We start from the raw sequence: 26093 nt of genomic DNA, 5'->3' as shown, positions 1-26093 counted from the left end.
GGAGAGACAAGATGGACATAGTGGTACTCGGTGGTGGCGTGGTCGGTGTGACCAGCGCCTGGTATCTGGCCAAAGCCGGTCACAAGGTGACCCTGCTGGAGCGGCGCGGCGGGGTGGCCCTTGAAACCAGCCATGCCAATGCGGGTCAGATCTCCCCGGGTTATGCCTCCCCCTGGGCTGCCCCCGGCATTCCCCTCAAGGCGGCCAAATGGCTGCTGCAAAAACACGCCCCCTTCACGGTGCGCCCCACCTCGGATCCCTTCCAGCTGCGCTGGATGTTGAAGATGTTCGCCAACTGCACCCCGGCAGCCTATGCGGTCAACAAGGGGCGCATGGTGCGCCTGGCCGAATACAGCCGCGACTGCATGAAGCTTTTGCGCGACGAGCTGGCGCTGGACTACGAGGGGCGCCAGCTCGGCACCCTGCAACTGTTTCGAAGCCAGGCCCAGCGCGATGCCAGCCAGCGCGACATCGAAGTGCTTGAAGAGTACGGCGTCCCCTACCAGTCCCTAAATGCCGACGGCTGTGAAGAGGTGGAGCCCGCCCTGGCAAGGGTGCGCGGCAAGATAGTGGGGGGCCTGCGCCTGCCGGGGGACGAGACGGGTGACTGCTTCCGTTTCACCCAGGCCCTGGCTGACGAGGCACGGCGGCTCGGGGTGAACTTCATCTTCAACTGCGCCATCGACGAGGTCGAGCTCGCCCAGGGGCGCGCCGTGGCGGTGCGTGCCGGCGAGCGGCGCTTCAAGGCCGACGCCATCGTCTGCGCTCTGGGCAGCTATGGCACTGGCTTCTTGCGCCCCCTCGGGATAGAGCTCCCCGTCTACCCGGTCAAGGGCTACTCCCTCACCCTGCCGATGACGGACGCCGCTGGGGCGCCGCGCAGCACTGTGCTGGATGAAACCTACAAGGTCGCCATCACCCGCTTCGATGAGCGGATCCGGGTCGGCGGCATGGCCGAGCTCAGCGGCTTCAATCTGGCGCTCAACCCCAGACGCCACGACACCCTGGCCATGGTGGTGAGGGATCTCTTCCCCGAGGGGGGCGATCTCCCCCGGGCCGAGTTCTGGACCGGGCTGCGCCCCATGACCCCGGACGGCACGCCCCTGGTGGGCCCCAGCCCCATCCCGGGCCTCTGGCTCAATACCGGCCACGGCACCCTGGGCTGGACCATGGCGGCAGGCTCGGGCCAACTACTCAGCGACCTCATCTCGGGCAGCGCTCCGGCCATCAGCGACGAGGGGCTGACCCTGGCCCGCTACGGCTAGCCCGCAGGGCGCAATGCCAGATGCAAGAGAGGGAGTGCCTGGCACTCCCTCTCTTTATTCGCCTCTCTTCTATTCGCCCCCTTTCGCGGCGGCTTGGCGACCCGGCACCAGTCCCGGCATCGACTGCCAGACCCGGGCGGGATCCGGCTCCTCGATGGCCGCCATCATCAGCTGCTCGCTCCAGCGTCTATGCAGTTGCCACAGCTGCGCCCCCGCCTCCCCCTGCCCCTTGGTGCACTGCTTGGCCACGTCCGCGGTCCGATAGAAATAGCGCACCAGGGTGGTGAGCTCGGGCTCGGGCCAGCGGCAGCCAAAGTGGCGCAGCCGCTCGGACCAGAAGGCTACCTGACGCCCCTCGTGCTCCTGCTCGACCCCGTGCAGGGCGGGAATGAGATCCATCGCCTGCCACAGCGCCCCATAGCCGACGAAGCGCTCATCCAGCTCCTCCAGCGCCTCGTCCAGCATCAGCAGGGTCTGCGGCCAGCTGTCGGCCTGCTCGCGGATGCTCTCCTGCGCCTCGCACACCGCCGCCAGCCAGTCCAGGGCCAGCCGGCAGATGATGGCCTCCTTGTTGGGGAACAGATGGTAGAGCGACTTGATGCCCACCCCGGCGCGGGCGGCGATGGCGTTGGTGTTGAGGGCCGCAAACCCCTGCTCCTGCAACAGGGCCAGGGTGGCCTGCTCGATGCGGCTCGCCACCTCCTGGCTGCGCAGTTGCCTGGGTTGGCGCCGCATGCACAGTTCGGCCGGCAGCACGTGTTGTGACATTCTCTTCCCCCGATGCGGTCTCCGCCCCCAAGGGGCGACTGGTTGTCATAACTACATGATGAGACAAGGTAAACACAAGTCAAAAAAAGTGCAGCAATCACTGGCATTTTTCAGAATAGCTGCAATAACCATAAGTGCTCATATCTGCAGTAAAAACTGCAATTAACCCAAGGAGAGCGCGCTATGGATAGCAAACACCCCCGTCTCAGGCTGGGCGCCATCGCCCTGCTGGTGAGTGGCCTGCTCGGCTGCCAGCAAGACAGCAGTGAGCCGCCGCCCGGCAACACCCTCTATCTCAACGGCAAGATCCACACCCAGGATGGGCAACGCAGCCAGGCCGAGGCCATGGTGGTGCAAGGGGGCAAGTTCACTTATGTGGGCTCACGCGCGGGGGCCGAGGCCTTGAAGAACAGTGCGACCCAGGTGGTGGATCTGCAAGGGAGGATGGTGCTGCCCGGCCTGCACGACAACCACATCCACCTGCTCGGCACGGTTGCGCTCGACATGTGCGATCTGGACGGCCAGAGCGTCAACCTGGATCAGCTCGCGGCCAAGGTCAGCGAGTGCCTGCCCCGCTACGCCCCGGCCCCCGGGGACTGGCTGGTGGTCAACCAGTGGTCGCCCTATGACGGCAACACCCCCACCGCCACCCATGCCACCCTGCTGGCGGCCCTGGATGCGGCGGCACCGAACAACCCGGTGATGCTGGCCGGGGTCGACGGCCATGCCGGCGGCTACAACTCACAGGCGCTAGCGCTGGCACAGGACGAAGATGGCAATGTGGTCGGCTTCAATGCCACCACCCTGGCCCCGGGCGGCGTGTTCGAGGCCTTCATCCCCTATGTGGATCTGGCGACCGGCGTGATCCGGGACGCGGCCCGCAGCGCCATTGCGGTCCCCGACACCGGGGTGCTGAGCGCGGAGGGGGAACAGGCGGAGGCCCAGTATGACAAGATACTCCCCGCCATCTCCGAGCTGATGGCGTCCCGCGGCATCACGGGGGTGCAGGATGCCTGCGCCAACGACTTCATCCGGGATCGGATGCTCAAGATGCAGGACCAGGATCTGCTGCACATGCGCGTCACCGCCGCCACCTGCTTCAACCAGGATGACTACAGCGGCAAGCTGGACATCGACGGGCACCTGGCCAAGGCGAACCAGGTGCGTGACGCCTTCGCAGGCAACCCCCTGATCAAGGCCGATGCGGTCAAGATCTTCCTCGACGGCGTGCTGGAGGGGGATCCCTTCACCAGCCCCCCCTTCCTGCCCAACGCCGGCATGCTGGAGAACTACCACAGTCCTCATCTGGCCCTGGATCCCGACAGCGGCGAGGTGAGCATCACAGCGGACAGCGAGGATGCGGGCAGCAACGGCATAGTCAACTACAAGGAGGCGGATCTGACGCGCTACGTCACTGCGCTGGATGGGGCCGGATTTGGCATCCACATGCACAGCATCGGCGATCGCAGCACCCGGGTAGCCCTCGATGCCCTGGAGGCGGCCCGCGCCAGCAACGGGGAGAGCGGCATCCCCCACACCCTGGCCCACCTGCAGGTGGTGCACCCGGACGATCAGAAACGCCTCGGCGAACTTGGCCTCTACCTCACCTTCACCTATGCTTGGACCACGCCCCAGCTTGCCTACGACATGCTGGTCAGCCCCTTCATCCAGCCAACCAGGGTGGGACAGTCCCTGAGCGAGGCCATCTACGACCCCATGGGCTATCTCCATGACGCCCTCTACCCGGTCGAGAGTTCGCGCCAGGCTGGCGCCGTGCTGGTGGCGGGCAGCGACGCCCCGGTGGACAGCCGGGACCCGCGCCCGTTCGAGAACATGGCCGCCGGCATAGTGAAGGCGGCCGGCAGCGGCGATGATTTCAGGGCCAGTCAGCGCACCTCCCTTGTCGAGATGCTGGCCGCCTACACCATCAACGGCGCCAGGGCGGTACGTCAGGAGGCGATCACCGGCTCCATCGAGGCGGGCAAGTCGGCGGACTTCATCGTGCTGGACCGGGACCTGTTCGCCCTGGTCAAGGCCGGCACGCCGGAGCAGATCGCACAGACCCGGGTCGAGCAGACGGTCTTCATGGGGGAGACCGTCTACCCCAAACCCTGAACAAAACGGGCCCCGCAAGGGGCCCGCTTCTTATGGCTCGCAGGCGGGCGCCTCCTCCGCCTGCCCGGGTTGCAGGGCCAGGGTGAAGAGGGCCGCCACCATGTCGGACTGGGTGATGATGCCCACCAGCCGCTCTCCTTCCACCACAGGCATGTGGTGCAAGCCCCCGTCGGAGAAGGCTTCTACCAGATCGTAGAGGGGTTGGTAGCGCCGCGCCGTCCGTACCTCCCGGGTCATCAGATCCGCCACCCGCAATTGCTCGAGCGCCTCCCGCCCCCTGGGCTGGCGGCTCTCCCTGTCGATCATCAGATCATGCAGGGTGATGATGCCCGCCAATCGGCCCTCTTCGTCCGCCACCGGCAACGCCTTGATCTGATGATGAGAGAGCAAATCCCAGGCCGCCATGGCTGACGCCTCTGGGGAGCTGACCACCAGATCCCGCGACATCACATCCTGACAGCGCACCGTGCCCACTCGCCCCCGCAGGGCGTGCAACTGGGCCTCCTGCAGCAGCTCCTGCAGATCCTGGCGGCTGATGTCGAGCAGCTCCCCGTGCTTGTCCAGGGCAAAGTCGATGTCCTGGGTGGCCAACCGGGCGCTCGGCTGGGGATCCGCCGTCTGGTGACGATTGGGCGCCACCTTGCCGCCATTGGGATAACGGCGCCCCAGGGCGCGGTTGTAGAGCAGCCCCAGGCTCAGCAACAGCAGGGAGTTGAGCAGCACAGGCAGCAGCACATAACCCACCCCCAGCGCCCGGATCCCCTCGCCGCCTATGACGGCGGTCAGGGCCACGGCCCCGCCGGGCGGGTGCAGGCTGCGGGTGAGGAACATGGCGGCGATGGCCAGCATCACCGCCAGGGCCGAGGCGAGGGCCATGTCCGGCACCAGGCTGGCACTCAGTACCCCCATCAAGGCCGAGACCCCGTTGCCCACCAGGATGGACCAGGGCTGGGCCAGAGGGCTCGCCGGGGCGGCAAACAGCAGCACGGCGGAGGCTCCCATGGGGGCAATCAGCCAGTGCACCTCCAGCCCCAACCCCCACTGGCAGAGCCAGGCGGTGCCCAGCAATCCGACGAAGGCGCCGAGGGCACCGTAACAACTCTCTTTGAGGCTGGTATTGGTCGATACCGGCAAAAAATCCCTGAACTGCATCCTGCTCCCGAAGACGATAACATTTATTTCAAATGCGCAATTCTAGCCAGTAACCCCGGTCCAATACCAGCCCGCCAGGGGTTAACCACCCGGCTTATCGCCCGCTGATCCTGCCGCCACCGGCTCCACGGCACTTTTTCCTCCCTCTTAACGCTGGCTTAAGGGTCGGCTGTCACCTTGCTGCCATCCTCATGAACGGAGCCAAACGCTATGAAGACTCTCAGAGATGCCCTGCGCCGCTTCGATGGCCAGCGCCGCAGCTGGACCGCCGGGCTGGAGCGGGCCACCCTCGCCTGGCTGGCCGGACGGGGCCGCCTGCCCCCCTCACCTCAGGCGCCCCGGCGGATCCTGGTCATTCGCAGCACCCACCGCATCGGCAACAACCTCTTCCTGCTGCCCTTCCTGCAGCGGCTGAGACGGGATCACCCCACAGCCGAGATCGAGCTGGTGTGCAGCGGCGGTTCCTTGCTCCCCTTTCTCGCCGATCTGCAACTGGGGGCCATCCATCGGATCCGCTTGCAGGGCAAGCAGCTGATCGGCGCCCTTGCGGTGCTATGGCGCCTGCGCCAGCGGCACTATGACAGCGTCTATGTGCCCTTCGCCTCCAGCACGGATCACCTGATCGCCGCCTGGGTGCGGGCCGGCGAGAAGATCGGCTTTGACGACGCCAAGGGGGATGCCCTGTTCGATCAGCCCCTTAGCCCCGACAGTGGCTGCCACTACGCCCACCAGCCCCTGCAACTGCTCGGTTGCCATGGCAACCCGGCGGAGCAGATTGAGCTTGGCAGCGTGCTCCTGGCCCCCTGCCCGCCGCTGGCCGCGTTGCGGCGGGCCCACCCGGGCCACCCCCTCATCGGCTTCTTCACCGGCGCCCGCAAGGGCAAGGGGCTCTCCGCCACCCAGTGGCGGCGACTGCTCGGGGAGCTACGCCGCCACAGTCCGGATGCCCTGCTGATCCAGCTCGAAGATCCGGCTTCCCCCCAACCCCTGCTGGGGGATCTGCACCTATCCCTGGCCAGCATGAGCGAGCTGGCCCGCTTCACCCGCGGCCTCGCCCTCTTCGTCAGTTGCGACACAGGTCCCCTGCATCTGGCGGCCGCGAGCGGCGTGCCCTGCCTCGGACTCTTCACCCAGACAGACCCGGCGCGCTACGGCTGCCTCGGCGCCCAGCACCTCAATCTGGTGATCGAGGATCGCAACGCCATCCCCCTCGACGGGCGCTGGCTGGCCGAGGCGCTGGCGCGGGAGGCACCATCGCAGGGGTGGCACAGGCCGCAAAGCCCAGCACCATACCCGCAAACCGGCGCCCCCCTGCTGCTTACCCCCTGAGGGGCTTAAGGCCCTCATGCAAAAAAGAGGGAAGGCCTGCGCCTTCCCTCTGCCGTTATCTCAGTGCTCTTGCGTTGTCTGCCGAGCGGTAAGAGCCTGCTCAGGCCAGTTCGGCTCGCAGCGCCCGGGTCGCATCGACCATCACCTTGAGGGCAGCCGTGGTCTCTTCCCAGCCGCGGGTCTTGAGGCCGCAGTCCGGGTTGACCCAGAGCCGCTCGGCCGGGATCTGTCTGGCCGCCTTGCGGATCAGATCCTCAATCCAGCCCTGGCTCGGCACGTTCGGGGAGTGGATGTCGTAGACGCCCGGCCCGATCTCGTTGGGGTAGTTGAAGCGCTCGAACGCCTCGAGCAACTGCATCTGGCTGCGGCTGGTCTCTATGGTGATGACGTCCGCGTCCAGCGCCGCCACCGCCTCTATGATGAGGTTGAAGTCGCTGTAACACATGTGGGTGTGGATCTGGGTGCTGTCCACCACTGGGCTGGCGCTCAGGCGGAAGGCGCGCACCGCCCAATCCAGGTAAGCCTGATGATCCTGCTTGCGCAGGGGCAGCCCTTCGCGGATGGCCGGTTCGTCGATCTGGATGATCTTGATGCCGGCGGCTTCGAGATCTGCCACCTCGTCGCGAATGGCCAGGCCAATTTGCAGGGCGGACTGCTCGCGGCTCACGTCTTCCCGGGGGAAGGACCAGCAGAGTATGGTCACCGGCCCGGTCAGCATCCCCTTGACCGGCTTGTCGGTCAGACTCTGGGCGAACTTGGTCCACGCCAGCGTCATGGGGGTCGGGCGGTCAATATCCCGGGTGATCACCGGCGGCTTGACGCAGCGGGAGCCATAGCTCTGCACCCAGCCGAAGCGGGTGATGGCAAAGCCGTCCAGCAGTTCGCCGAAATACTCCACCATGTCGTTGCGCTCGGCCTCGCCGTGCACCAGCACGTCCAGCCCGATTGCTTCCTGACGCGCGATGGCATCCTTGATCTGGGCCTGAATGCCCGCCTCGTAAGCTGCGTCGTCGATGCGACCGGCCCGCCACTCCTGGCGCAGCAACCGGATGTCGGAGGTCTGCGGGAAGGAGCCTATGGTAGTGGTGGGCAAGAGCGGCAGCTTGAGATCAATGCGCTGGGCCTCGGCGCGTACCGGATAGGCGCTTTGGCGGTCAAAATCGCTGTTGGTGAGGCTGGCCAGACGGGACTGCACCGCGCGCTTGTGGACCCGGCTGTCGGACTCCCGATCGACGATGGGCTGGCTGTAGGCGCTGATCTTGTCCAGATCCCCTCCGTCCAGGTAGTCGGAGAGCAGCCCCAGCTCGTAGCACTTTTGCAGGGCGAAGGCGAACCAGCTGCGGGTCTGGGGATCCAGCTCGTGCTCCAGGGTCAAGTCCACCGGGCTGTGCAGCAGGGAGCAGGAAGAGGCCACCCAGAGCCGCTCACCGAGCTTGGCTTTCAATGCTTTCAGGGTCGGCGCCAGCTTGCCCAGGTTGGCACGCCAGACGTTGCGACCGTTGATGACGCCAGCGGAAAGCACCCACTGGGCCGGCAAGTGCGGGACCAGGGTCTCCAGCTGCTCGGGCGCCGCCACCAGATCCAGGTGCAGGCCATCCACCTTAAGGCTGGTGATGATGTCGCGCTGATGGGCTACCGAGCCGAAATAGGTGGTGAGCAGCAGCTTGCAGGGACCGCTCAGGCGCTCATAGGCGTTGAGGTAGGCCAGGCGCCACTCGTCCGGCAGGTCCAGCGCCAGGGCCGGCTCGTCGATCTGCACCCACTCCACCCCTTGGGCGGCGAGCTTGGCCAGGATCTCCTGATAGACGATCAGCAGGCGGTCGAGCAGCTCGAGGCGGGAGAAGCCGCTCTCTTTCTCCTTGCCAAGCCAGAGGTAGGAGACTGGCCCCAGCAGTACCGCCTTGACCGGCAGCCCCAGCGCCTTGGCCTCTTCCACCTCTTCAAAGAGTTGGCTCCAGCCCAGCTTGAAGCGCTGGTCGCGGCTGAACTCGGGCACCAGGTAGTGATAGTTGGTGTTGAACCACTTGGTCATCTCGGCGGCGGCAGCCGCCGGGCCTGTGGGCGCACGGCCACGGGCCACCCGGAACAGGGTGTCGAGATCGGTGTCGCTCTTACCATCGACAACATGGCGGTGACGGGCAGGCACGGCGTCCACCAGCAGGCTGGTACCGAGCACCTGATCGTACCAGGCAAAATCCCCCACCGGCAGCAGGTTGACCCCGGCGGTACGCTGCGCCTGCCAGTGGCGCTCCCGCAGGCTCTTGCCCACGGCGACCAGCTCGGCCTGGGTGGTCTCGCCGCGCCAGTAGGATTCCAGGGCAAATTTCAACTCGCGCTTGGCGCCGATACGGGGGAAGCCCAGGGTGTGTGCTCGTGTCATAGGTCCAATTCCTTATGCTCATTCATCTGATGAGAAACTGGATGATTTAGCCATCCAGATGTTTACACATCTAGAGTGACGAGATAAGGTGGCCTTGGCTATTGAATCCTCTTCAACTGGCTCTCAAGAAATCCTCAACTGACGCACAAAGGAGCAGTGCCATGGGTGTGCCCAACCAGTCGACCAGCCATCAGAACACCAACGCGGGCATCGATCTCAAGCACCTGAAGACCATCAGCGCCCTGGCCGAGCAGGGTTCACTGGCGGGGGCGGCCCTCTGCCTCAACCTCACCCAGTCAGCCCTCTCCCACCAGTTGAAAGAGCTGGAGACCCGCCTCAATCTGGAGCTTTATCTGCGCAAAAGCCGCCCCCTGGTATTGACGGCAGCCGGCCAGCATCTGCTGGCCCTGGCCCGTCAGGTGCTGCCCGCCCTGGCCCAGACCGAGCGCCAGCTGCTGGCCCTGCACAGCGGCGATGCGGGCAGGCTGCACCTGGCGCTGGATTGCCACAGCTGCATCCAGTGGCTGCTGCCGCTGTTGCCGGGCTTTCGCCGCCAGTGGCCCGGGGTGGCGCTCGAGGTGGAGTCGGTACCCGGCTTCGATGCCATCAGCGCCCTGCTCGGCGGCCAGCTCGACTTGCTGCTCACCTCGGACGTGCAGGCCCGCGGGGATCTCCACTTCGAGCCCCTGTTCGCCTTCGATCTCACCCTGGTGATGGCGCCGGACCACTCCCTCTGTCACCAGGCCAAGATAGCCCCTGAGGATCTCAAGCAGGAGGTGCTGCTGGTCTACCCGGTGGAGCGGGCCCGGATGGACGTGTTCCGCCGCTTCCTGCAACCCGCCGGGGTGGAGCCCGCCCGCTGCAAGCCGGTGGACAACACCTCGGTCATGCTGCAGATGGCCGCCGCGGGACTTGGTGTCGCCGCCCTGCCGCGCTGGGCCAGCGAGGAGTTCGTGCGCCAGGGCTTGCTCGAGGCGCGCCCCCTGGGCAGCGGGATCCGCCGCCATATGTACGGGGCCGTGCGGGCCGCTGATCGGGATCAGCCCTGCCTGCAGAGCCTGTTCGAGCGCATTCGCAGCCAGATGGCCGAGCAGTAAAGGGCATGAAAAAGCCGCCCCTGGGGGCGGCGCTCACGCAGCTCGATGTGCCTGCTCTCAGGCGCCTCAGGATCCCTAGTCGCAGCTGGCGGCTCCCTGCCGTCTCGGGCAGTTGCCACAAAGCTCCCCATCCCCTCGCCTGTAGTGCAGGCAGCAGCGCTGGCGCACATAGCCAGGGAAGGCCTCATCCCGGGGGAGCGAGGCCGGGCGCCAGCCCGCCAGATGCCCGGCGGGCAGGCCGCAGGCGGCGAGCCAGAGCGGCGCATGGGCTTGGACCACCTCTGGGCTTATCTCCCCGAAAAAATCCGGTACCCGCACCAGGGCCGCCAGCAGATCGTCCGACAGGAGCGGGCGCACGAAGCCGGGGCGCAGCCGCTGCACCTCCCCAAGCAACACGAACAACTCCTGCCAGTGGGCCTGCAACCGCTCACCCGCCGTCTTGATCAGGCTCTTTACCTCCCCCTTGATCATGGGCTCCGCCGGCAGGCTGAAGCCGGACACCAGCCCCTCCTGATAGCTCTGCCCCATCCGATCCAGAGCGGGCACGGCCCCCACCCGATAGACGGCCACCATGGCGAGGTAGATGGACTGCCAGCAGAGCATGCCCCAGCTGCGGGTCAACCAGTAGGCCGCCCCCGCCTCAGGGTACGCCTGCTGCCAGTGGCCATGCAGGGCAGCCGCGACGTCACTCGGGGCGCCATGAGGGGACGCCATCAGCAGAGCGGGGGACTCTCCCGCCAGCCGTCCCTTGAGGGAGGGGATGAGCCCGGCCGCCGCCGCAAACAGGGCGTCGTGATCCGCCAGCAGGGTATGCTGGCTGTGCACCGCCAGAGTGCCGAGGCCGCGAGGCAGGGCGTGCTGGCGGCCATCGGGCCCCGCAGAGAGGGCATGCCCCGGCGCAGGTCCGGGGCGCAAGGTCAGAATACGTATTTGAGTCGAGCCTCCACATTGCGCTCAGCCCCGAACCAGCAGTTGTTCTGGTCGTAGCAGGAGTAGTAGGTCTTGTTAAGCAGGTTGCTGGCGCTAAGGGATGCCCCCACCCCCTTCAGGCTCGCGCTGAGGGCGGCGAGATCATAGGAGGCGGACATGTCCATCAGCAGATAATCCGGCACTGTGTCGGTGTTGGCGGCATCGAGCTGGGCCTCCCCCACGTAGCGCAGGCCGGCGCCGACCCGCATCCCCTCCAGGCTGCCGCCCGCCTGGTAGTTGCTCCACAAGGAGGCCATCTGCCTGGGCACCCAGACCGGGGTCTTGCCCTGCAAGTCTGTGGTGTCGCGGGTGATCTCCATGTCCTGGCGGGTATAGCTCAGCGCCAGATCCAGCCGGCTGGTGAGATCGGCGCGCCCTTCCAGCTCTATCCCCTTGGAGACGATTTCGCCGGTCTGCAGCTTGGGCCCGTAGACGTTGTCCGGATCCGTCACCAGGGCGTTCTCCTTGGTGATATGGAAGGCGGCGACGGTGAAGGTCTTGCTCATGTCCTCGGAGAGGAACTTGAGCCCCCCCTCCCACTGGTGGCCAGTAGAGGGATCGAACGCCTTGCCGCTCTTGTCCGCCCCCGGCACCGGCTCGAAGCTCTCGGCATAGCTCACATAGGGTGACAAGCCGTAGTCCAGCTCGTAGAGGGCGCCGAGGCGGAAGGAGAGGTTGTCCTGATCGATCTGGGCCAGGGACTGGCTGGCGGCCCCCAGGTAGAGACCGCGGCTGTCGGTGTCCATCCGGTAGCTGTCGTAGCGGGCGCCGCCTATGGCCACCAGCCGGTCCAGACGCACCTGATCCTGCAGATAGACGCCGGTCTGGGACTGACGGATGGTCTTGCGATCCTCATAGGAGAAGGCCAGGGCATCCGGCCGGATCTGGTTGTGGTCCGGGTTGAAGATGTCGATGGCGGGGGCAGAGTAGTCGAGGGTGTCCTGATAGAGGATACGCGCGTCCAGATATTGATAGTCGACCCCGAGCAACAGGTTGTGCTGGGCCGGCCCCGTCATCACCTTGCCCGCCAGCTGGTTGTCGATGACGAACCCTTTGGAATGCTCGTCGGTCAAATAAGCGTTGCGGGCCAGGGTGCGGTTGTCCGCCGCCAGCGCCGCGTTGTAGGTGTTGCGCTGATAGGCGGAGGCGTCCATGTAGCGGGCGTTTTGCAGCACCTGCCAGTTGTCGCTGAAGTCGTGGCTCAGCTTGTAGCCGAGCAGGGTCACATCCCGGTTGTACTCGTTCCAGTTCTGGTCGCCGAGGAAGCTATCGCTGCCAAGCTGCCCCAGGGGGTTGCTCTTGACCGAGCCGCTGGCGGGTACAGTGGTGTAGATGCCCGCCTCCGGGTCTTTCTGGTAGTAGAGGTTGAGGTTCAGCAGGGTGCGCTCGCCGAGCTGCCAGTCCAGGGAGGGTGCAAAGACGTAGCGCTCCTCTTCGGAGGTCACCGCCTGGCCCTCTTTCTGGCGGGCCAGCCCCACCACACGGTAGGCGAGCTGATCGTTGATGGCCCCTGTGCTGTCGAGGGTCATCTCCTTGAGAGTACCTGTCCCCGTCGCCAGGCTGACGCTGTGCTTGGCTTCACGCTGGGGGCGCTTGGCAATGAGGTTGACCATGCCGCCGGGCGGCATGCTGCCATAGAGCACCGAGGTCGGCCCCTTGAACACCTCCAGCTGCTCTATGGCCACGGGATCTATCTGGGGTTGCAGGTTCCATTCGTTGTATTGCAGCAAGAGGCCGTCATAGAAGTTCTGGTAGTTGTCAAAGCCGCGGATGTTGAACAGATCCAGCCGGTTGACCGCCCCGCCGCGCAGCTCGGTATTGACCCCGGGCACGTAGCGCAGCGCCTCGCTCACCGAGCTCACGCCACGCTGTTCCAGGGTCTCGCTCTCCACTACCGAGATGGCCTGGGGCGTCTCTATGGGATCGAGCCGGGTCTTGGTCGCGGTGTTGCGATAGGTCTGACCCAGCACCGTCAAGGTCTCGTCGGCCAGCGCCGCGTCCTGGCTGCTGGGCGCGGCGGCCAGCACAGAGCCTGCCAACAGGGTGGAGATGGTCGCGGCGACCACGGTCAATGGGGGGTGAACAAGTTGCATCTGATCCTCGACTGCCTACTGCATGTGAATAGTAACAAATATCATTTGCATTTTATTGTTCTAATTTGCCCCGGAATTAACAATTTGGGGCATGTTGGCGGGTCAGTGACAAAGAAAGGGGGAGAGAAGGGCGCCATCTGACTTCGTGACGAGTGAAATAGAGTGCAGGGGAAGCCAAATGGAGAGGATGCGGCCTGGGGCTGGTCTGGATGCGCTTTCGCCGGGGTGGCCTCAAGGCCCCCTGCCCTGCTGGCCGAACCGGGCCGGATCAGCCCTCGCATCCGACCTTCGTTTTAGAGTTTTTGCTCTTTTTTCATCCACACCCTTGATCCGGGTCAAGCCCTGCCGACAGGGATGGCGATAGTATGCGGCCCCTTTTATCAGTCCTGTTTGAGACGATACGAGGCCAAACGATCACGCCAATGAATGACATCATCAAGAAAGATCTGCACTGTCACACCCAGCTCCACGTCTCCTTCGCCGTGATAGTGCTGACCCTGCTCACCGCCCTGGTGGGGGTCAGCTGCAGCATCCAGCGTGCGGCCGAGGTGAAGTATCACAAGGTGGCCGCCATGTTCGTGCACAACATGGCGACCCAGTTCATCGCGTTGCAATTCAAGCCGCTGGAGCACGTCCTCAACGAGACCGGCAGCTTTATTGACAAGCCCGCCCTGCAGGCCTTCCTCGGTAACGGGCACGCCCCCCTTCGCATGACCCTGATGCAAACGTTGTCCCTCACCCCCTATGTGAAAAGCATCCTGGTCGCCGATCAGCAGGGGCATTTCAACTCTGTCCCCCACCTGCCGGTCGAGGCGGACTTTGATGCCAGGGAGCGGCCCTGGTTCAAATCCGCTACCTCCCGCCCCCTCTTCGTCAGCTACACGGACCACTACGCCAGCAGGATTGACCAGCAGCGGACCATTTCCGTCTCCCGGCCCATCGTCGACAGGGAGGGCTTTCCCCTCGGCACCCTGGCCATGGAGCTCGATCTCGAGCAGATGAGCCATCCCCTGCGCCTGCTCAAGAGCCCCCTCAAGGGGGAGTTCTATCTCATCGCCCGTACCGGCGACACCCTGCTGCACGCCAATGTGGGCAACCTGTTTCACCGCCAGCTGGCGCCACGGCTCATCGCACAGATGACCAACGGGGCCGACCATCTCTATGACGCCGAGCACCAGACCCATGTCTACTACTACGCCTTCTCCAACCCGGACTGGTTCGCCATCTACACCGTCAGCGACGCCGAGTTCAAGGAGGCCAGCCACAGCGAATCCTATCAGTTGCAGATCGCCGTGGCGGGCTGCCTGCTGATCTGCCTGCTCTGCTGGGGCTCACTGCGCCATGCCATCAACAAGATGATCGTCGAGATCATCGCCCTGATGCGCGTCGGCCGCATCGACATGAGCAAGCCCGGAGAGCTGCTGCGCCAGGAGATCCAAAGCGCCCATCACCAGATGCAGGAGGCCGTCGCCGCCTCCAACACGGATGCCCTGACCGGCCTCTTCAATCGCCGCAGCTTCGATCAGGATCTGGCCAGCCATCTGGCTGATGGCGGCCCCTTCTCCCTCGGCATGATAGATCTGGACAACTTCAAGTCCATCAACGACCAGCTGGGGCACCTGGTGGGCGACAGCGTCCTCCAGGCCGTGGCGCAGGAAGGGGTGACGGTGGCCGACGGCCTGGCCAGGCTCTACCGGTACGGCGGGGAGGAGCTGGCCATCCTGATCCCGGGGGAAGACGAGACCCAGGCACTGGCCCTGCTGGGGCGCTGGCGCCTGCGAGTCCTGCAGCGTCAATGGCGAGAGGCCGGACTGGTGGTGACCTTCTCGGCGGGGCTGGGGCTGTGGCGCCATGAATCGGCCGCACAGCTGATAGCAAGGGTCGATCGGGCACTCTATCAGGCCAAGGAGGCGGGCAAGAACCGGGTTCACCCGGCAAACTGACGGGGCTGGCCATCTGGCGTCATACGGGCAGGATGAAAGGCCCCGTTGCCGAGCCTAGCGGGGCGCTATGGGTAGCCAGTACTCCATGGAGGCATCGGGCTGCTGGCCGTCAAAGCCCGGGGCATAGCGCTCCAGCTCGAAGCCATCCAGCCCGCGATAGCTGGAAGAGGGCAGCCAGTGCAGGATGAACCAGTTGAGGCACTGCCCAAGCGTATCGATGGGACCCAGGTGGCTGAGCACCGCATACTCCTGTGCCGGCACCCTGAGGCGCGCCAGCCCGAGGCCGGGCTCACTCCCCTCCTCTGCCGCCACCCCGGCCCAGTAAGGCAGCCGCTCCCCCGCCCCCGACACGTCCACCACCCCCAGCAGCTCGCTGGAGGACAGGCGTCCCCCCGCCTCGCGCCAGGCGCCCCAGATGGCGGGCACCGTCTGCTGAAAATCGGGCGCCTTCGCAAAGAGGCCCCGGATCTCCCCCCTGACGCCGTGCAGGGTGAACCCAGGCCGGCTCTCCACCCGCACCTGCACCAGTCTGGGGGGACTGGCCAGGGGCATGGGGACCCGTACCAGGGGGGTACGTAGCCCCAGCCGCAGGCCCCGCTTGCGATAGGCCAGGGGGGAGCAGCCAAAGTGCTGCTTGAAGGCCCGGCTGAAGCTGACTTCCGAGCCAAAACCGTGATTCAGCGCCAGATCCAGCACCCGCTGACGGCTCGAGAGCAGCGCCTCCGCCGCCAGGCTCAGCTTCAACTCGCGCACATAGTGGGCCACCGTCTGGCCGGTCTCGTGCAAGAAGACCCGCTGCAACTGCCAGCGCGACCAGCAGCTCTGCTCGGCCAGCTGCTCCAGCGACAGGGGCTGATCCAGGTGGGCGTGAATGTAGTCGAGCACCCGCTCGATGCGGGTGAAATGGGGGCGCGTCCGTGGCGCCGGGTCTGGGAAAGCGAGGGAGCTTGTCATGCTGTGGTCGGGCTCTGTGCCGGCGAAGGGGCGCAGTCGCCCAAGTGACCACATTAAACATGGCCGCCGTGCCGGGGGCAAGCCTTCTGCGGCCCCGGCAACCCCGGCGCCTGGCCGGTGGCGGCCCGGCTCCCTCTCGCAAGAGCCCTCCCCCAGGCGCCCCCTTGTCACAAAAGTGACGCCTTTCCCTGCCACATTGTTTGCAAACAATGTTGTCAATTGCCCCCAGGGGCACAGTTCAACTCGTGATATGCAGGGAGAGCCAAGATGAAGAAGATTGCCTTGATCACCGGAGCCCGCGGCGGCATCGGATCCGCCATCACCACCGCCTTGCTGGCCCAGGGGTATCGCATCATCGCCACTCACTCCAGCGTCAACAGTGCGGCGGCCCACGACTGGTACGCAGAGCAGGGCTATCACCAGGATCAGGTGCGGCTGCTGGCGCTGGACGTGGCCGACACCGCCATGTGCCGCGAGACCCTGGGCCGCCTGTTGCAGGAGGAGGGCCGGGTGGACGTGCTGGTCAACAACGCCGGCATCACCCGGGATGGCGCCTTCAAGCGGATGGCGCCAGATCAGTGGTTCGAGGTGATCCACACCAACCTGTGCAGCCTCTACAACGTGACCCAGCCGCTGTTCGACGCCATGTGCGAGCAGCGCGATGCCCGCATCATCAACATCTCCTCGGTCAACGGCCAGAAGGGACAGTTCGGTCAGGTTAACTACTCGGCGGCCAAGGCGGGCATGCTGGGCTTCACCAAGGCGCTGGCGGCGGAAGGGGCCCGCTTCGGGGTCACGGTCAACGCCATCGCCCCCGGCTACACCGCCACCCCCATGGTGGCGGCGATCCGCTCCGACATCCTCGACAGCATCAAGGCCGACATCCCCATGCGCCGCCTCGCCAAACCGGAGGAGATAGCCGCCGCCGTGGCCTTCCTCGCCAGCGAAGCGGGGGCCTATATCACGGGGGAGACCCTGGCCATCAACGGCGGCCTCTATATGAAGTAGCGCGGGACAAGCGGGATCCACAGGGGGCAGCCAACGGGCTGCCCTCTTTATTGGCCAGCGTTACAGCGGACGCACCGTCCCCCCTGGCTCGGCGAAATGGCTGCGCAGGGCGGTGATCACCCGCCGCACCTTCTCCGGGATCTCCCGCTGCGGCGTGATGGCGTGGATCTCCATGGGCGGCACCCGAAAGCCCGGCAGCAGTTCCAGCAGGCGGCCCTGGGCGAGATCCTCGCCAACCTCCCCCTCGGGTTGCAGGGAGATCCCCTGCCCCGCCAGGGCAAACTGGCGCAGGGGCAGGACGTTGTTGCAGAGCACCCTGGGTTTGAACCTCACCCTGTGCTCGCCCCCTCGCTCGTCAAGGAGCAGCAAGCCGCTCCCCAGCATGTCGCCACTGAGCCAGTCGTGGGTCGCCAGATCGGCGGGGGTGCGCGGCGTCCCCTTGCGCGCCAGGTAGGCGGGGGCGGCGCAGAGCAGCATCCGGGTCTGGCCCAGCTTGCGGGCCACCAGGGTGGAGTCCGGCAGGGTGCCGACCCGCAGCGCCACGTCGATGCGCTCGGCAATGAGATCCCGCTTCTCGTCGTCGGCGATGATCTGGATGCAGAGGCCCGGATGGGCCTGCAACAGGGGTGACAAGGCCAGCGCCAGCGGCTGGCCCGCCATGCCCACGGGCGCGGTGATCCGCACCTCCCCGAGCAGGCTGTCGCGCACTTCCGAGAGGCGCAGTTCGGTCTGGTTGAGGGTCTGTTGCAGGGACTGGCACCCCTGCCACACCACCTCTCCCGCCTCGGTCAGGCTGAGGCGGCGGGTGGAGCGATGGAGCAGGGTGAGGCCGAGCAGGCTCTCCAGCTGGCCTATATGCTGGCTGACCGCGGAGGGGGTCATGCCGAGGGCCTTGGCGGCCCCCGTCATGGTGCCCGCCTCCACCACGGCGGCGAAGATGGCGTAACGTCTGAGCTGATCCATTATTAAATCCAGCTTACAAGTGAATGCAATTTACAGGTGATTATTAAATCACATCCGGGGGCGTAGGATAGCCTCATTCCCACAGTGAAGGAGACGTCTCCATGAAAATTGCCCTCATAGGTGCCAGCGGTTTTGTCGGTTCAGCCATCCTCGATGAGGCCGTCAGCCGTGGCCATCACGTCACCGCCATAGTGCGCGACACAAGTAAAGTCGCCCCCCACCCGCAGATCACCACAGTGGCGGTAGATGCCCAGGACCCGCAGGCGCTGGCCGACGTGCTCAAGGGGCAGGACAGGGTGATCAGCGCCTACAACCCGGGCTGGAGTGCCCCTGATATCCATGATCAGTACCTCAAGGGCGCCAGCGCCATTGTCGAGGCAGCCAAAGCCGCCCACAGCTGGTTGCTGGTGGTCGGCGGTGCCGGCAGCCTGGAGATAGCCCCCGGCGTGCAGCTGGTGGATACCCCGGACTTCCCGGCCGAGTGGAAGCAAGGGGCGCTTGCGGCCCGCGACGGTCTCACCGCCCTGCGCCGCGAAGCCGCCCTCGACTGGCGCTTCGTCTCCCCGCCTGTGTTCCTCGAACCCGGCGAGAAGCGCGGCGGCTATCGTCTCGGGGGCGATCAGGTGCTCTTTAGCGGCGACAAGCCTGCCGGGATCACGGTCGGGGATCTGGCGAACGCTGTGCTCAACGAAGCGGAACAACCGGCTCACCTGCGCCAGCGCTTCACCCTGGGTTACTGAAGACACTGACCGGTGCGCACCGAGCGGGCGCTCGCCCTTGCTCCTTGCGCCCCACCAACAAAGGGGAGGCTGATGCCTCCCCTTTGTTCATTCGCCTCCCACGGGCACTGCGCCTTCCCTGCCCCTGGCGGATGCATGGGCAAGGCGATCGTCAGGGGCGCATTTTCTCCGTGCAATCGACAGGCTGCCCCACAGGGCTCGAATTCTATTTCGACTTTTGTATATAACTAAGAATATTTTGTTGCTTCCACCTTATAACCCCGAACAGTAGCATCCCCCTCAACCCAAATGGTGCCATCGTGAGCCACAGACCCCGACTCCTGCCACGAACCACACCGCCGTCTTTGTACCGGAGCCTCGGGACTGCACCCGACATCCGGCAAGTGAGGAGATGCACATGGAACATTCATCACTGCCCATCATCGACTATGCCGCGATCAATGGCCCCCCCGAGGAACGTCGCCTGATGCTGGCCAAGCTTGGCCGGGCAGCCCGCGACATCGGCTTCTTCTATCTGACAGGCCATGGTCTGAGCGAAGCGGAGCAACGGGAGACCCTGGCGCTGGCGGCCCGCTTCTTCGCCCTGCCCCTGCAGGAGAAGCTGGCGGTGCAGATGGTGCACTCCCCCCACTTTCGTGGCTACAACCTGGTGGGGGCCGAGCTCACCCGGGAGCGGCCGGACAGGCGGGAGCAGTTCGACATCATGAACGAGGAGCAGGCCCTCCCCCTGGCGCAGACCGGTAAACCCTGGCAGCGGCTCACAGGGCCCAACCAGTGGCCCACCGCCCTGCCCGAGATGAAGACGCAACTGCTGGACTGGCAGGAGCGGCTGAGCGACATCACCCTCACCCTGCTCGCCGCCTTTGCCGAGGTGCTGGAGCAACCGGCCGGGGTGTTCGACGAGAGCATCCAGGGTGCCCCCTATCAGCACATGAAGCTCATTCACTACCCGGGACGGGAAGCGGGAGGCAGCGGCCAGGGGGTCGGCGCCCACAAGGATCCCGGCTACCTGACCCTGGTGATGCAGGACGATCACTCGGGGCTAGAGGTGGAGACGGCGCACGGCTGGATTTCCGCACCGCCCCTGCCCGGCGCCCTGGTGGTCAACATAGGCGAGCTGCTGGAGCTTGCCTCCAACGGCTACCTCAAGGCGACCCTGCACCGGGTGCAGAGCCCGCCCCCCGGAGTCTCGCGTCTCTCCTGCGCCTTCTTCATGGCGGCGAGACTCGATGCCACAGTGCCGCTGCTCACCCTCTCCCCCGAGCTGGCGGCGCAGGCACAAGGGCCAGAGAGCGACCCCGCCAACCCCCTCTTCTATCAGGTGGGGGAGAACGTGCTCAAGGGCAGGCTGCGCTCCCATCCCGATGTGGCGGCGCGCCACTATGCTCAGCAACACAGGGTAGCGCAGGAGCCGGTACCGGCCTGACGCCATCAAGGGGGATGGCAACAAGCTGCCATCCCGACCACAGGAGAGGGGCGCCGGCGCGGCCCCGTCCACCGATTTTCACACCAGAACAACAACGCCATAGCCTGGCGATCACGGAGCAAAACAATGAAATTCAAGACCATGAGCGTGCACAGCGGCCAGCGGATCGATCCCCAGACCGGCGCCCTCACCACACCACTCTACCAGAGCAGCACCTTCAGCTACGTCAATGCCCAGGCGGGCAAGGAGCGGTTCGCAGGCCAGGCCCCGGGCTTTATCTACAGCCGCTTCGGCAACCCCACCACCGCCGAGCTGGAGCTGAAACTGGCGGCCCTCGAGGGCGCCGACGAGGCGCTGGTGGTGGCGAGCGGCATGGCGGCGGTGAGCGCCATCCTCTATGCCCTGGCCAGCAGCGGAGATGAAGTGGCCTATGTCGGCCCGCTGTACGGCGGCACAGATGCTTTCTTGAAACAGACCTTCAGCCGGGCCGGCATCACCATCACAAGTTACGACAGCGATCAGGATCTGCTGGCCAACATCAGCCCCGCCACCAAGGTGATCCTGTTCGAGACCCTGACCAACCCCACCCTCAAGGTGGTGGATCCCCGGGTGGTGGTGGAAGCCGCCCGCAAGGTCGGCGCCATCAGCGTCTGTGACAACACCTTCCTCACCCCCTATCTGCTGCGCCCGCTGGAGCTGGGCATCGATCTGGTGATGCACAGCGGCACCAAGTACCTGGGCGGCCACGGCGACATCATCGCCGGTGTGGTGGCGGGCTCCCACGCGCTGATGAAGTCGGTGCGCACCGTGGCCCTCAAGCACATAGGCTCCCCCATTGGGCCACAGGAGGCCTACCTGCTGCAGCGCGGTGTCAAGACCCTGCCCCTGCGCATGGATGCCCACCTGCACAATGCCCAGAAGGTGGCAGACTTCCTCGCCGCCCACCCGGCGGTGAAGAAGGTGATCTACCCGGGCCTCGCCAGCCATCCGGGCCACGACGCCCTCGGCGCCTTCGCCAGCGGCTTTGGCGGCATGGTGAGCATAGAGCTGGAAGGGGGCTTTGCCCTCTGCGCCACCCTGCTCGACAGCCTGCAGCTGTTCGTGCAGGCGGTGAGCCTCGGGGATCTCGAGAGCCTGGCCTGCCATCCGGCCAGCACCACCCACGCGGCCATGGACGAGGCGAGCCGCCTCGCCGCCGGGGTCAACGACGATCTCATCCGCTTCAGCATAGGGGTGGAGGATGCCGATGATCTCATCGCCGATCTGGCGGCGGCGCTGGCCCTGATCTGACAAGGCCGCCTCTGCCCAATCGCCTCGGCAGAGCATCACGTTCGACCAGCAATAAAAAAGGGAAGGCCAGGCCTTCCCTTTCTCTCATCCCTTCCCTAGTGCGGGAAGGGGCCCTGCTCAGGCGTCGTGATAATCCTGGCAGGCGCTCAGGGTGTTCTCCATCAGGCTGGCCACCGTCATGGGTCCCACGCCACCGGGCACAGGGGTGATGAAGGCGGCATGATTGCGCGCCGTTTCAAACTCCACGTCCCCCACCAGGGAGCCGTCGGCCAGGCGGTTGATCCCCACGTCGATCACCAGGGCGCCGGGCTTGACCCACTCCCCCGGGATGAAGTTCGGCTTGCCCACCGCCACCACCAGCAGATCGGCACGGCGCACCTGGGCCTCCAGATCCTGGGTGAAGCGATGGCAGGTCGTGGTCGTACAACCCGCCAGCAACAGCTCCAGCGTCATCGGGCGACCGACTATGTTGGAGGCACCGACCACCACAGCATGCAGACCGTGGGTCTTGACGCCGGTCGCCTCTATCAGGGTCATGATCCCCTTGGGGGTGCAGGGACGCAGCGCCGGGATGCGCTGGGCCAGACGACCCACGTTGTAGGGGTGGAAACCATCCACGTCCTTGTCGGGACGAATGCGCTCCAGCACCTGGGTAGTGTCGCAATGAGCCGGCAGGGGCAGTTGCACCAGAATGCCGTCCACCTCCGCATCCTCATTGAGCCGGTCGATCAGGGCCAGCAACTCTTCCTGGGTCGCATTGGCGCTGAGATCATAGGAGCGGGAGACAAACCCCACCTCTTCACAGGCACGACGCTTGCTGCCCACATAGACCTGGGACGCCGGATCCAGCCCTACCAGGATCACCGCCAGACCCGGTGCCCGCTTGCCCAGTGCCAACCGCTGTTGGACTTGTTCGGCGACCTGATTGCGAATCGTTTGCGCAACCTGTTTTCCATCAATGATTTTGGCAGACATCGTTCTTCACTCACCATGTGTTCAACTGCCGCGCATTGTCGCATTTTTTTGGCGCGGGTGTTAGCGGCTCTCGCCTGGCGGGCAATAAGTAGGCATTTGAATTTACTGGCGGAAAAAGTCATTGACGCTGACTTTGACGCTTGGGTATGATGCCCGCCCGTTGCCCAGTCATACCGCCCCCGGTATGCTGGACGATGAGATTTCGGTGATTAGCGCAGCCCGGTAGCGCATCTGGTTTGGGACCAGAGGGTCAAAGGTTCGAATCCTTTATCACCGACCAGGTTCATCGAGACGTCTTGTGACGGCTCGATACAGAGCGCCCTTAGCTCAGTCGGATAGAGCAACGGCCTTCTAAGCCGTGGGTCGCAGGTTCGAATCCTGCAGGGCGCGCCATTAATGTGACTCTTCCCTCGAAGAGGAGCATTGAAGGCAGATTTCAGTGGTGGCTGTAGCTCAGTTGGTAGAGTCCCGGATTGTGATTCCGGTTGTCGTGGGTTCGAGCCCCATCAGCCACCCCATTATTGCCTGTTCGTGCTGAGTCAAGCCGACAGGGGCAAGCCTGACTTGCCATGAACCGGGCATCTGATGCCCTCATCAAAACCGGCCCTGCGCCGGTTTTTTTGTGCCTGCGTTCCAGACTCACCGCCTGCCCCGAGCGCTCTGCTTCCTCTTATATTCTCGTTGTTCCCCCTGCTCCCTCACGCTTGTCTCTTTGCTGGTCGGTCAGCGTCACGCCAGCCCGCCGCGTTGCCACATCGCCCGGCCTGATCACAGAAATGATCGGAGCCACCACGGCCCCCAGCTGTATCCCTGCTCACCATGATGCAGCGCAAGCTTAAATGCCGATGGCCGTGATATGGATAAAAACCAGACAAATGCCTTGCCAGCTTCCCTCATCAAGGGCAAGCAACCCCTTGCGCCCAGGCAGCACTATCACGCGTGGCCGCCGCGCCTGACACCAGGGGAAGACGGGCAGAACGTAAATAGATTGTTAAACTAGATGGTCGTGATTCATCTTTTCGTAATCCGTTCACTGCACAATAACGCAATAAATTGAAAATAAAGGAGTTATTGATAAGGACCCGAACAACAGCAGACAGCTCCCCTGCCATGACCCCACACAGCGCAGTGGAAATCTTCCCATACTAAGTTGTCAGCAATGTACATGCCCTCCAAGGAGAGACTGAGATGAGTGAAGAAAGCAAATGCCCCTTCAACCACACCGCCGGCGTCGGCAGAACCAATCGTGATTGGTGGCCGAATCAGTTGCGGCTGGATCTGCTGCACCAGCATTCCCCCAGCTCCGATCCCATGGACAAAGATTTCAACTATGCCGAGGCATTCAACAGCCTCGACTACAAGGCACTCAAGAAAGATCTGGTCAAGCTGATGACAGACTCCCAGGAGTGGTGGCCGGCGGACTTCGGTCACTACGGTCCCCAGTTCATCCGCATGACCTGGCACGCCGCAGGCACCTATCGCATCACGGATGGCCGTGGCGGTGGCGGTCGTGGCCAGCAACGCTTCGCCCCCCTCAACAGCTGGCCCGACAACGTCAACATCGACAAGTCCCGCCGCCTGCTCTGGCCCATCAAGCAGAAGTACGGCAACAAGATCTCCTGGGCCGATCTGCTGATCCTCGCCGGCAACGTCGCGCTGGAGTCCATGGGCTTTAGAACCTTCGGATTTGGTGGCGGCCGCCCGGATGTGTGGGAGCCGGATCAGGACGTCAACTGGGGTGATGAAATCGCCTGGCTCGGGGTCGACCCCGATCGGGTCAAGGGCGATCGCGAGCTCGCGGCGCCCTTTGGCGCAACCCATATGGGGCTGATCTACGTCAACCCCGAAGGCCCCAATGCCAGCGGCGACTACATGGAGGCGGCCAAAGACATCCGCTCCACCTTCGGCCGCATGGCCATGAATGACGAAGAGACGGTCGCCCTCATTGCCGGTGGCCACACCTTCGGCAAGGCCCACGGCGCCGCCCCCGAGTCCCACAAGGGGCCCGAGCCGGAGGCCGCGCCCCTGGAAGCCCAGGGCCTGGGCTGGATGAGCGACTACGGCAGCGGCCACGGCAAGGATACCGTCTCCAGCGGTCTCGAGGTGACCTGGACCAAGACCCCGGCCCTTTGGAGCAACAACTTCTTCGAGAACCTGTTCAAGTACGAGTGGGAGCTGACCAAGTCACCGGCAGGCGCCAAACAGTGGGTGGCCAAGGATGCACCGGAGATCATCCCCGATGCGCATATCCCGGGCAAGTTCCACAAGCCGACCATGCTGACCACCGACCTGACCCTGCGCTTTGACCCAGAATTCGGCAAGATCTCCCGCCACTTCTACGAGGATCCCCAGGCCTTCGCCGATGCCTTTGCCCGCGCCTGGTACAAGCTGACCCACAGGGACATGGGCCCCATCGCACGCTACCTGGGGCCGGAAGTGCCCAGCGAGGAGCTGATCTGGCAAGACCCCATCCCCGCCGTCAATCACCCCCTGGTCGATGACAAGGACCTGGCCGCCCTCAAGGAGAAGATCCTCGCGGCCTCCCTGACCGTCGCCGAGCTGGCATCGACCGCCTGGGCCTCTGCCGCCACCTTCCGCGGCTCTGACAAGCGGGGCGGCGCCAACGGGGCGCGCATCCGGCTCGCACCGCAAAAAGAGTGGGCAGCAAACCAACCGGCACAGCTGGCCAAGGTGCTCAAGACCCTAGAAGGCATCCAGCAGGGGTTCAACGCCTCGGCCACTGGCGGCAAGCAGGTATCCCTGGCCGATCTGATCGTGCTGGCTGGCGGCGTCGGCGTCGAGCAGGCGGCCAAACTGGCGGGGGTCACAGTGACTGTGCCCTTCACGCCGGGTCGCATGGATGCCTCCCAGGCGCAGACGGATGTCGACTCCTTTGCCGTGCTCGAACCCCTCGCCGACGGTTTTCGCAACTATCTGGGCGGTGACTACGCAGAGCTCTCGGAAGCCATGCTGGTGGACAAGGCCCAGTTGCTGACTCTCAGCGCCCCCGAGATGACGGTGCTGATCGGTGGCATGCGCGTGCTCGGCACCAACACCGGCAACTGCCACGGGGTGTTTACCGCAACGCCTGGGACCCTCTCCAACGACTTCTTCATCAACCTGCTCGACATGGGCACTGAGTGGAAACCGGCGGCAGGAGCCAAGGGCATCTACGAGGGGAGTGATCGCAAGACGGGCAAGGTCAAGTGGACCGGCACCCGCGTCGATCTGCTGTTCGGCTCTAACTCCCAGTTGCGGGCGCTGGCCGAGGTGTATGCCAGTGCGGACGGGAAAGAGAAGTTCGTGAAGGACTTCGTGGCGGCCTGGACCAAGGTGATGAACCTGGATCGCTTCGATCTCGCCTGACGCTCACTCCCTGCATGCCGCCAGGCCTGCTTCAAGGGAAATGCGTGAGAGATGACCAGGCACCACAAGACAAAAACCCGACCATAAGGTCGGGTTTTTATGTTGCCGGCGGGTCTGGATTTAACCGGACCATCATGCCCCCTTGTCGAACCAGGGTTCGAACCGAGCCGCCCATCACCGGATAAAGTAAAAGGGCCTGTCTTGCGACAGGCCCTTTTACTTTATTTGGCGGTGAGGGAGGGATTCGAACCCTCGATACG

At 64.8% G+C, this 26093-nt stretch carries 18 protein-coding genes and 3 tRNA genes; 13 read left to right on the top strand and 8 right to left on the bottom strand.

From position 1 onward, the window contains the following. The first annotated feature begins 11 nt into the window (after positions 1 to 11). The gene (locus AB5Y91_RS03450; RefSeq protein WP_368169084.1) at positions 12 to 1265 is read left to right on the top strand and encodes a D-amino acid dehydrogenase; all 1254 of its coding nucleotides are present in this window, start codon (positions 12 to 14) and stop codon (positions 1263 to 1265) included. Positions 1266 to 1334: 69 nt separating this feature from the next. Here the strand turns inward: AB5Y91_RS03450 and AB5Y91_RS03445 are convergent, their stop codons facing one another. Beyond that, a complete protein-coding gene (locus tag AB5Y91_RS03445; protein WP_368169083.1) occupies positions 1335 to 2033 on the bottom strand; it encodes a TetR/AcrR family transcriptional regulator in 699 nt (232 codons plus the stop codon). Positions 2034 to 2216: 183 nt separating this feature from the next. On the opposite strand from AB5Y91_RS03445, the gene AB5Y91_RS03440 reads away from it, so the two are divergent. Further along, positions 2217 to 4148 (top strand): amidohydrolase, encoded by a 1932-nt coding sequence (locus AB5Y91_RS03440; protein ID WP_163137856.1) that lies wholly within the window; start codon positions 2217 to 2219, stop codon positions 4146 to 4148. A 30-nt stretch (positions 4149 to 4178) separates the two neighbouring features. On the opposite strand, the gene AB5Y91_RS03435 is transcribed toward AB5Y91_RS03440, so the two are convergent. Then, on the bottom strand, positions 4179 to 5300 hold the full coding sequence (locus tag AB5Y91_RS03435; RefSeq protein ID WP_163137855.1) for an HPP family protein: 1122 nt from the start codon (positions 5298 to 5300) through the stop codon (positions 4179 to 4181). Between the two features lie 210 nt (positions 5301 to 5510). Between AB5Y91_RS03435 and AB5Y91_RS03430 the strand changes: the two genes are divergently transcribed. Continuing rightward, complete coding sequence (locus tag AB5Y91_RS03430) at positions 5511 to 6629, top strand: glycosyltransferase family 9 protein (protein ID WP_368169082.1); 1119 nt, start codon at positions 5511 to 5513, stop codon at positions 6627 to 6629. Between the two features lie 100 nt (positions 6630 to 6729). On the opposite strand, the gene metE is transcribed toward AB5Y91_RS03430, so the two are convergent. After that, positions 6730 to 9009 carry a 5-methyltetrahydropteroyltriglutamate--homocysteine S-methyltransferase gene (metE, locus tag AB5Y91_RS03425; protein ID WP_368169081.1) on the bottom strand — a complete coding sequence of 760 codons (2280 nt, stop codon included), beginning with the start codon at positions 9007 to 9009 and terminating at the stop codon, positions 6730 to 6732. 161 nt (positions 9010 to 9170) lie between these two features. On the opposite strand from metE, the gene AB5Y91_RS03420 reads away from it, so the two are divergent. Next, positions 9171 to 10106, top strand: a complete 936-nt coding sequence (locus AB5Y91_RS03420) for a LysR substrate-binding domain-containing protein (protein WP_368169080.1) — start codon at positions 9171 to 9173, stop codon at positions 10104 to 10106. Positions 10107 to 10181: 75 nt separating this feature from the next. Here AB5Y91_RS03420 and AB5Y91_RS03415 read toward each other — a convergent pair whose 3' ends face one another. Both AB5Y91_RS03415 and AB5Y91_RS03410 read right to left on the bottom strand, forming a co-directional pair. After that, positions 10182 to 10931: a siderophore ferric iron reductase gene (locus AB5Y91_RS03415; RefSeq protein WP_368169102.1), complete on the bottom strand. Its 750-nt coding sequence runs from the start codon at positions 10929 to 10931 to the stop codon at positions 10182 to 10184. A 92-nt stretch (positions 10932 to 11023) separates the two neighbouring features. Continuing rightward, the gene (locus AB5Y91_RS03410; protein ID WP_368169079.1) at positions 11024 to 13168 is read right to left on the bottom strand and encodes a TonB-dependent siderophore receptor; all 2145 of its coding nucleotides are present in this window, start codon (positions 13166 to 13168) and stop codon (positions 11024 to 11026) included. 422 nt (positions 13169 to 13590) lie between these two features. Between AB5Y91_RS03410 and AB5Y91_RS03405 the strand changes: the two genes are divergently transcribed. Next, entirely contained in the window at positions 13591 to 15111 is a 1521-nt protein-coding gene (locus tag AB5Y91_RS03405) for a diguanylate cyclase (protein ID WP_368169078.1), read from the top strand. A gap of 54 nt (positions 15112 to 15165) precedes the next feature. On the opposite strand, the gene AB5Y91_RS03400 is transcribed toward AB5Y91_RS03405, so the two are convergent. Then, complete coding sequence (locus tag AB5Y91_RS03400) at positions 15166 to 16065, bottom strand: helix-turn-helix domain-containing protein (RefSeq protein WP_368169077.1); 900 nt, start codon at positions 16063 to 16065, stop codon at positions 15166 to 15168. 267 nt (positions 16066 to 16332) lie between these two features. On the opposite strand from AB5Y91_RS03400, the gene AB5Y91_RS03395 reads away from it, so the two are divergent. Then, positions 16333 to 17073 carry an SDR family oxidoreductase gene (locus AB5Y91_RS03395; protein WP_111912918.1) on the top strand — a complete coding sequence of 247 codons (741 nt, stop codon included), beginning with the start codon at positions 16333 to 16335 and terminating at the stop codon, positions 17071 to 17073. Between the two features lie 60 nt (positions 17074 to 17133). Here AB5Y91_RS03395 and AB5Y91_RS03390 read toward each other — a convergent pair whose 3' ends face one another. After that, positions 17134 to 18036, bottom strand: coding sequence for a LysR family transcriptional regulator (locus AB5Y91_RS03390; RefSeq protein ID WP_368169076.1), 903 nt, complete (start codon positions 18034 to 18036; stop codon positions 17134 to 17136). A 101-nt stretch (positions 18037 to 18137) separates the two neighbouring features. Between AB5Y91_RS03390 and AB5Y91_RS03385 the strand changes: the two genes are divergently transcribed. The 3 genes from AB5Y91_RS03385 to AB5Y91_RS03375 all read left to right on the top strand — a co-directional run bounded on the left by AB5Y91_RS03385 (position 18138) and on the right by AB5Y91_RS03375 (position 21492). Then, complete coding sequence (locus tag AB5Y91_RS03385) at positions 18138 to 18776, top strand: NAD(P)-dependent oxidoreductase (protein WP_303806570.1); 639 nt, start codon at positions 18138 to 18140, stop codon at positions 18774 to 18776. Between the two features lie 397 nt (positions 18777 to 19173). Then, positions 19174 to 20202, top strand: coding sequence for an isopenicillin N synthase family dioxygenase (locus tag AB5Y91_RS03380; protein WP_368169075.1), 1029 nt, complete (start codon positions 19174 to 19176; stop codon positions 20200 to 20202). A 126-nt stretch (positions 20203 to 20328) separates the two neighbouring features. Next, positions 20329 to 21492: a PLP-dependent aspartate aminotransferase family protein gene (locus AB5Y91_RS03375; protein ID WP_368169074.1), complete on the top strand. Its 1164-nt coding sequence runs from the start codon at positions 20329 to 20331 to the stop codon at positions 21490 to 21492. A 117-nt stretch (positions 21493 to 21609) separates the two neighbouring features. Here the strand turns inward: AB5Y91_RS03375 and folD are convergent, their stop codons facing one another. After that, the gene (folD, locus tag AB5Y91_RS03370; protein WP_005326697.1) at positions 21610 to 22467 is read right to left on the bottom strand and encodes a bifunctional methylenetetrahydrofolate dehydrogenase/methenyltetrahydrofolate cyclohydrolase FolD; all 858 of its coding nucleotides are present in this window, start codon (positions 22465 to 22467) and stop codon (positions 21610 to 21612) included. 203 nt (positions 22468 to 22670) lie between these two features. Here folD and AB5Y91_RS03365 point away from each other — a divergent pair. The 4 genes from AB5Y91_RS03365 (at position 22671) to katG (ending at position 25833) form a co-directional block, all read left to right on the top strand. Next, positions 22671 to 22747: transfer RNA gene (locus tag AB5Y91_RS03365), tRNA-Pro, on the top strand. 36 nt (positions 22748 to 22783) lie between these two features. After that, positions 22784 to 22860: transfer RNA gene (locus AB5Y91_RS03360), tRNA-Arg, on the top strand. A gap of 49 nt (positions 22861 to 22909) precedes the next feature. Then, positions 22910 to 22985, top strand: a tRNA-His gene (locus tag AB5Y91_RS03355). Between the two features lie 670 nt (positions 22986 to 23655). Beyond that, positions 23656 to 25833 (top strand): catalase/peroxidase HPI, encoded by a 2178-nt coding sequence (katG, locus tag AB5Y91_RS03350; protein WP_368169073.1) that lies wholly within the window; start codon positions 23656 to 23658, stop codon positions 25831 to 25833. The last annotated feature ends 260 nt before the right edge of the window (positions 25834 to 26093 follow it).

Source organism: Aeromonas sp. R4-3, assembly GCF_040908275.1.
GTDB lineage: Bacteria > Pseudomonadota > Gammaproteobacteria > Enterobacterales > Aeromonadaceae > Aeromonas > Aeromonas rivipollensis.
The sequence above is the reverse complement of the archived record's forward strand: the minus strand, read 5'-3'. Positions and strand labels throughout refer to the sequence as shown.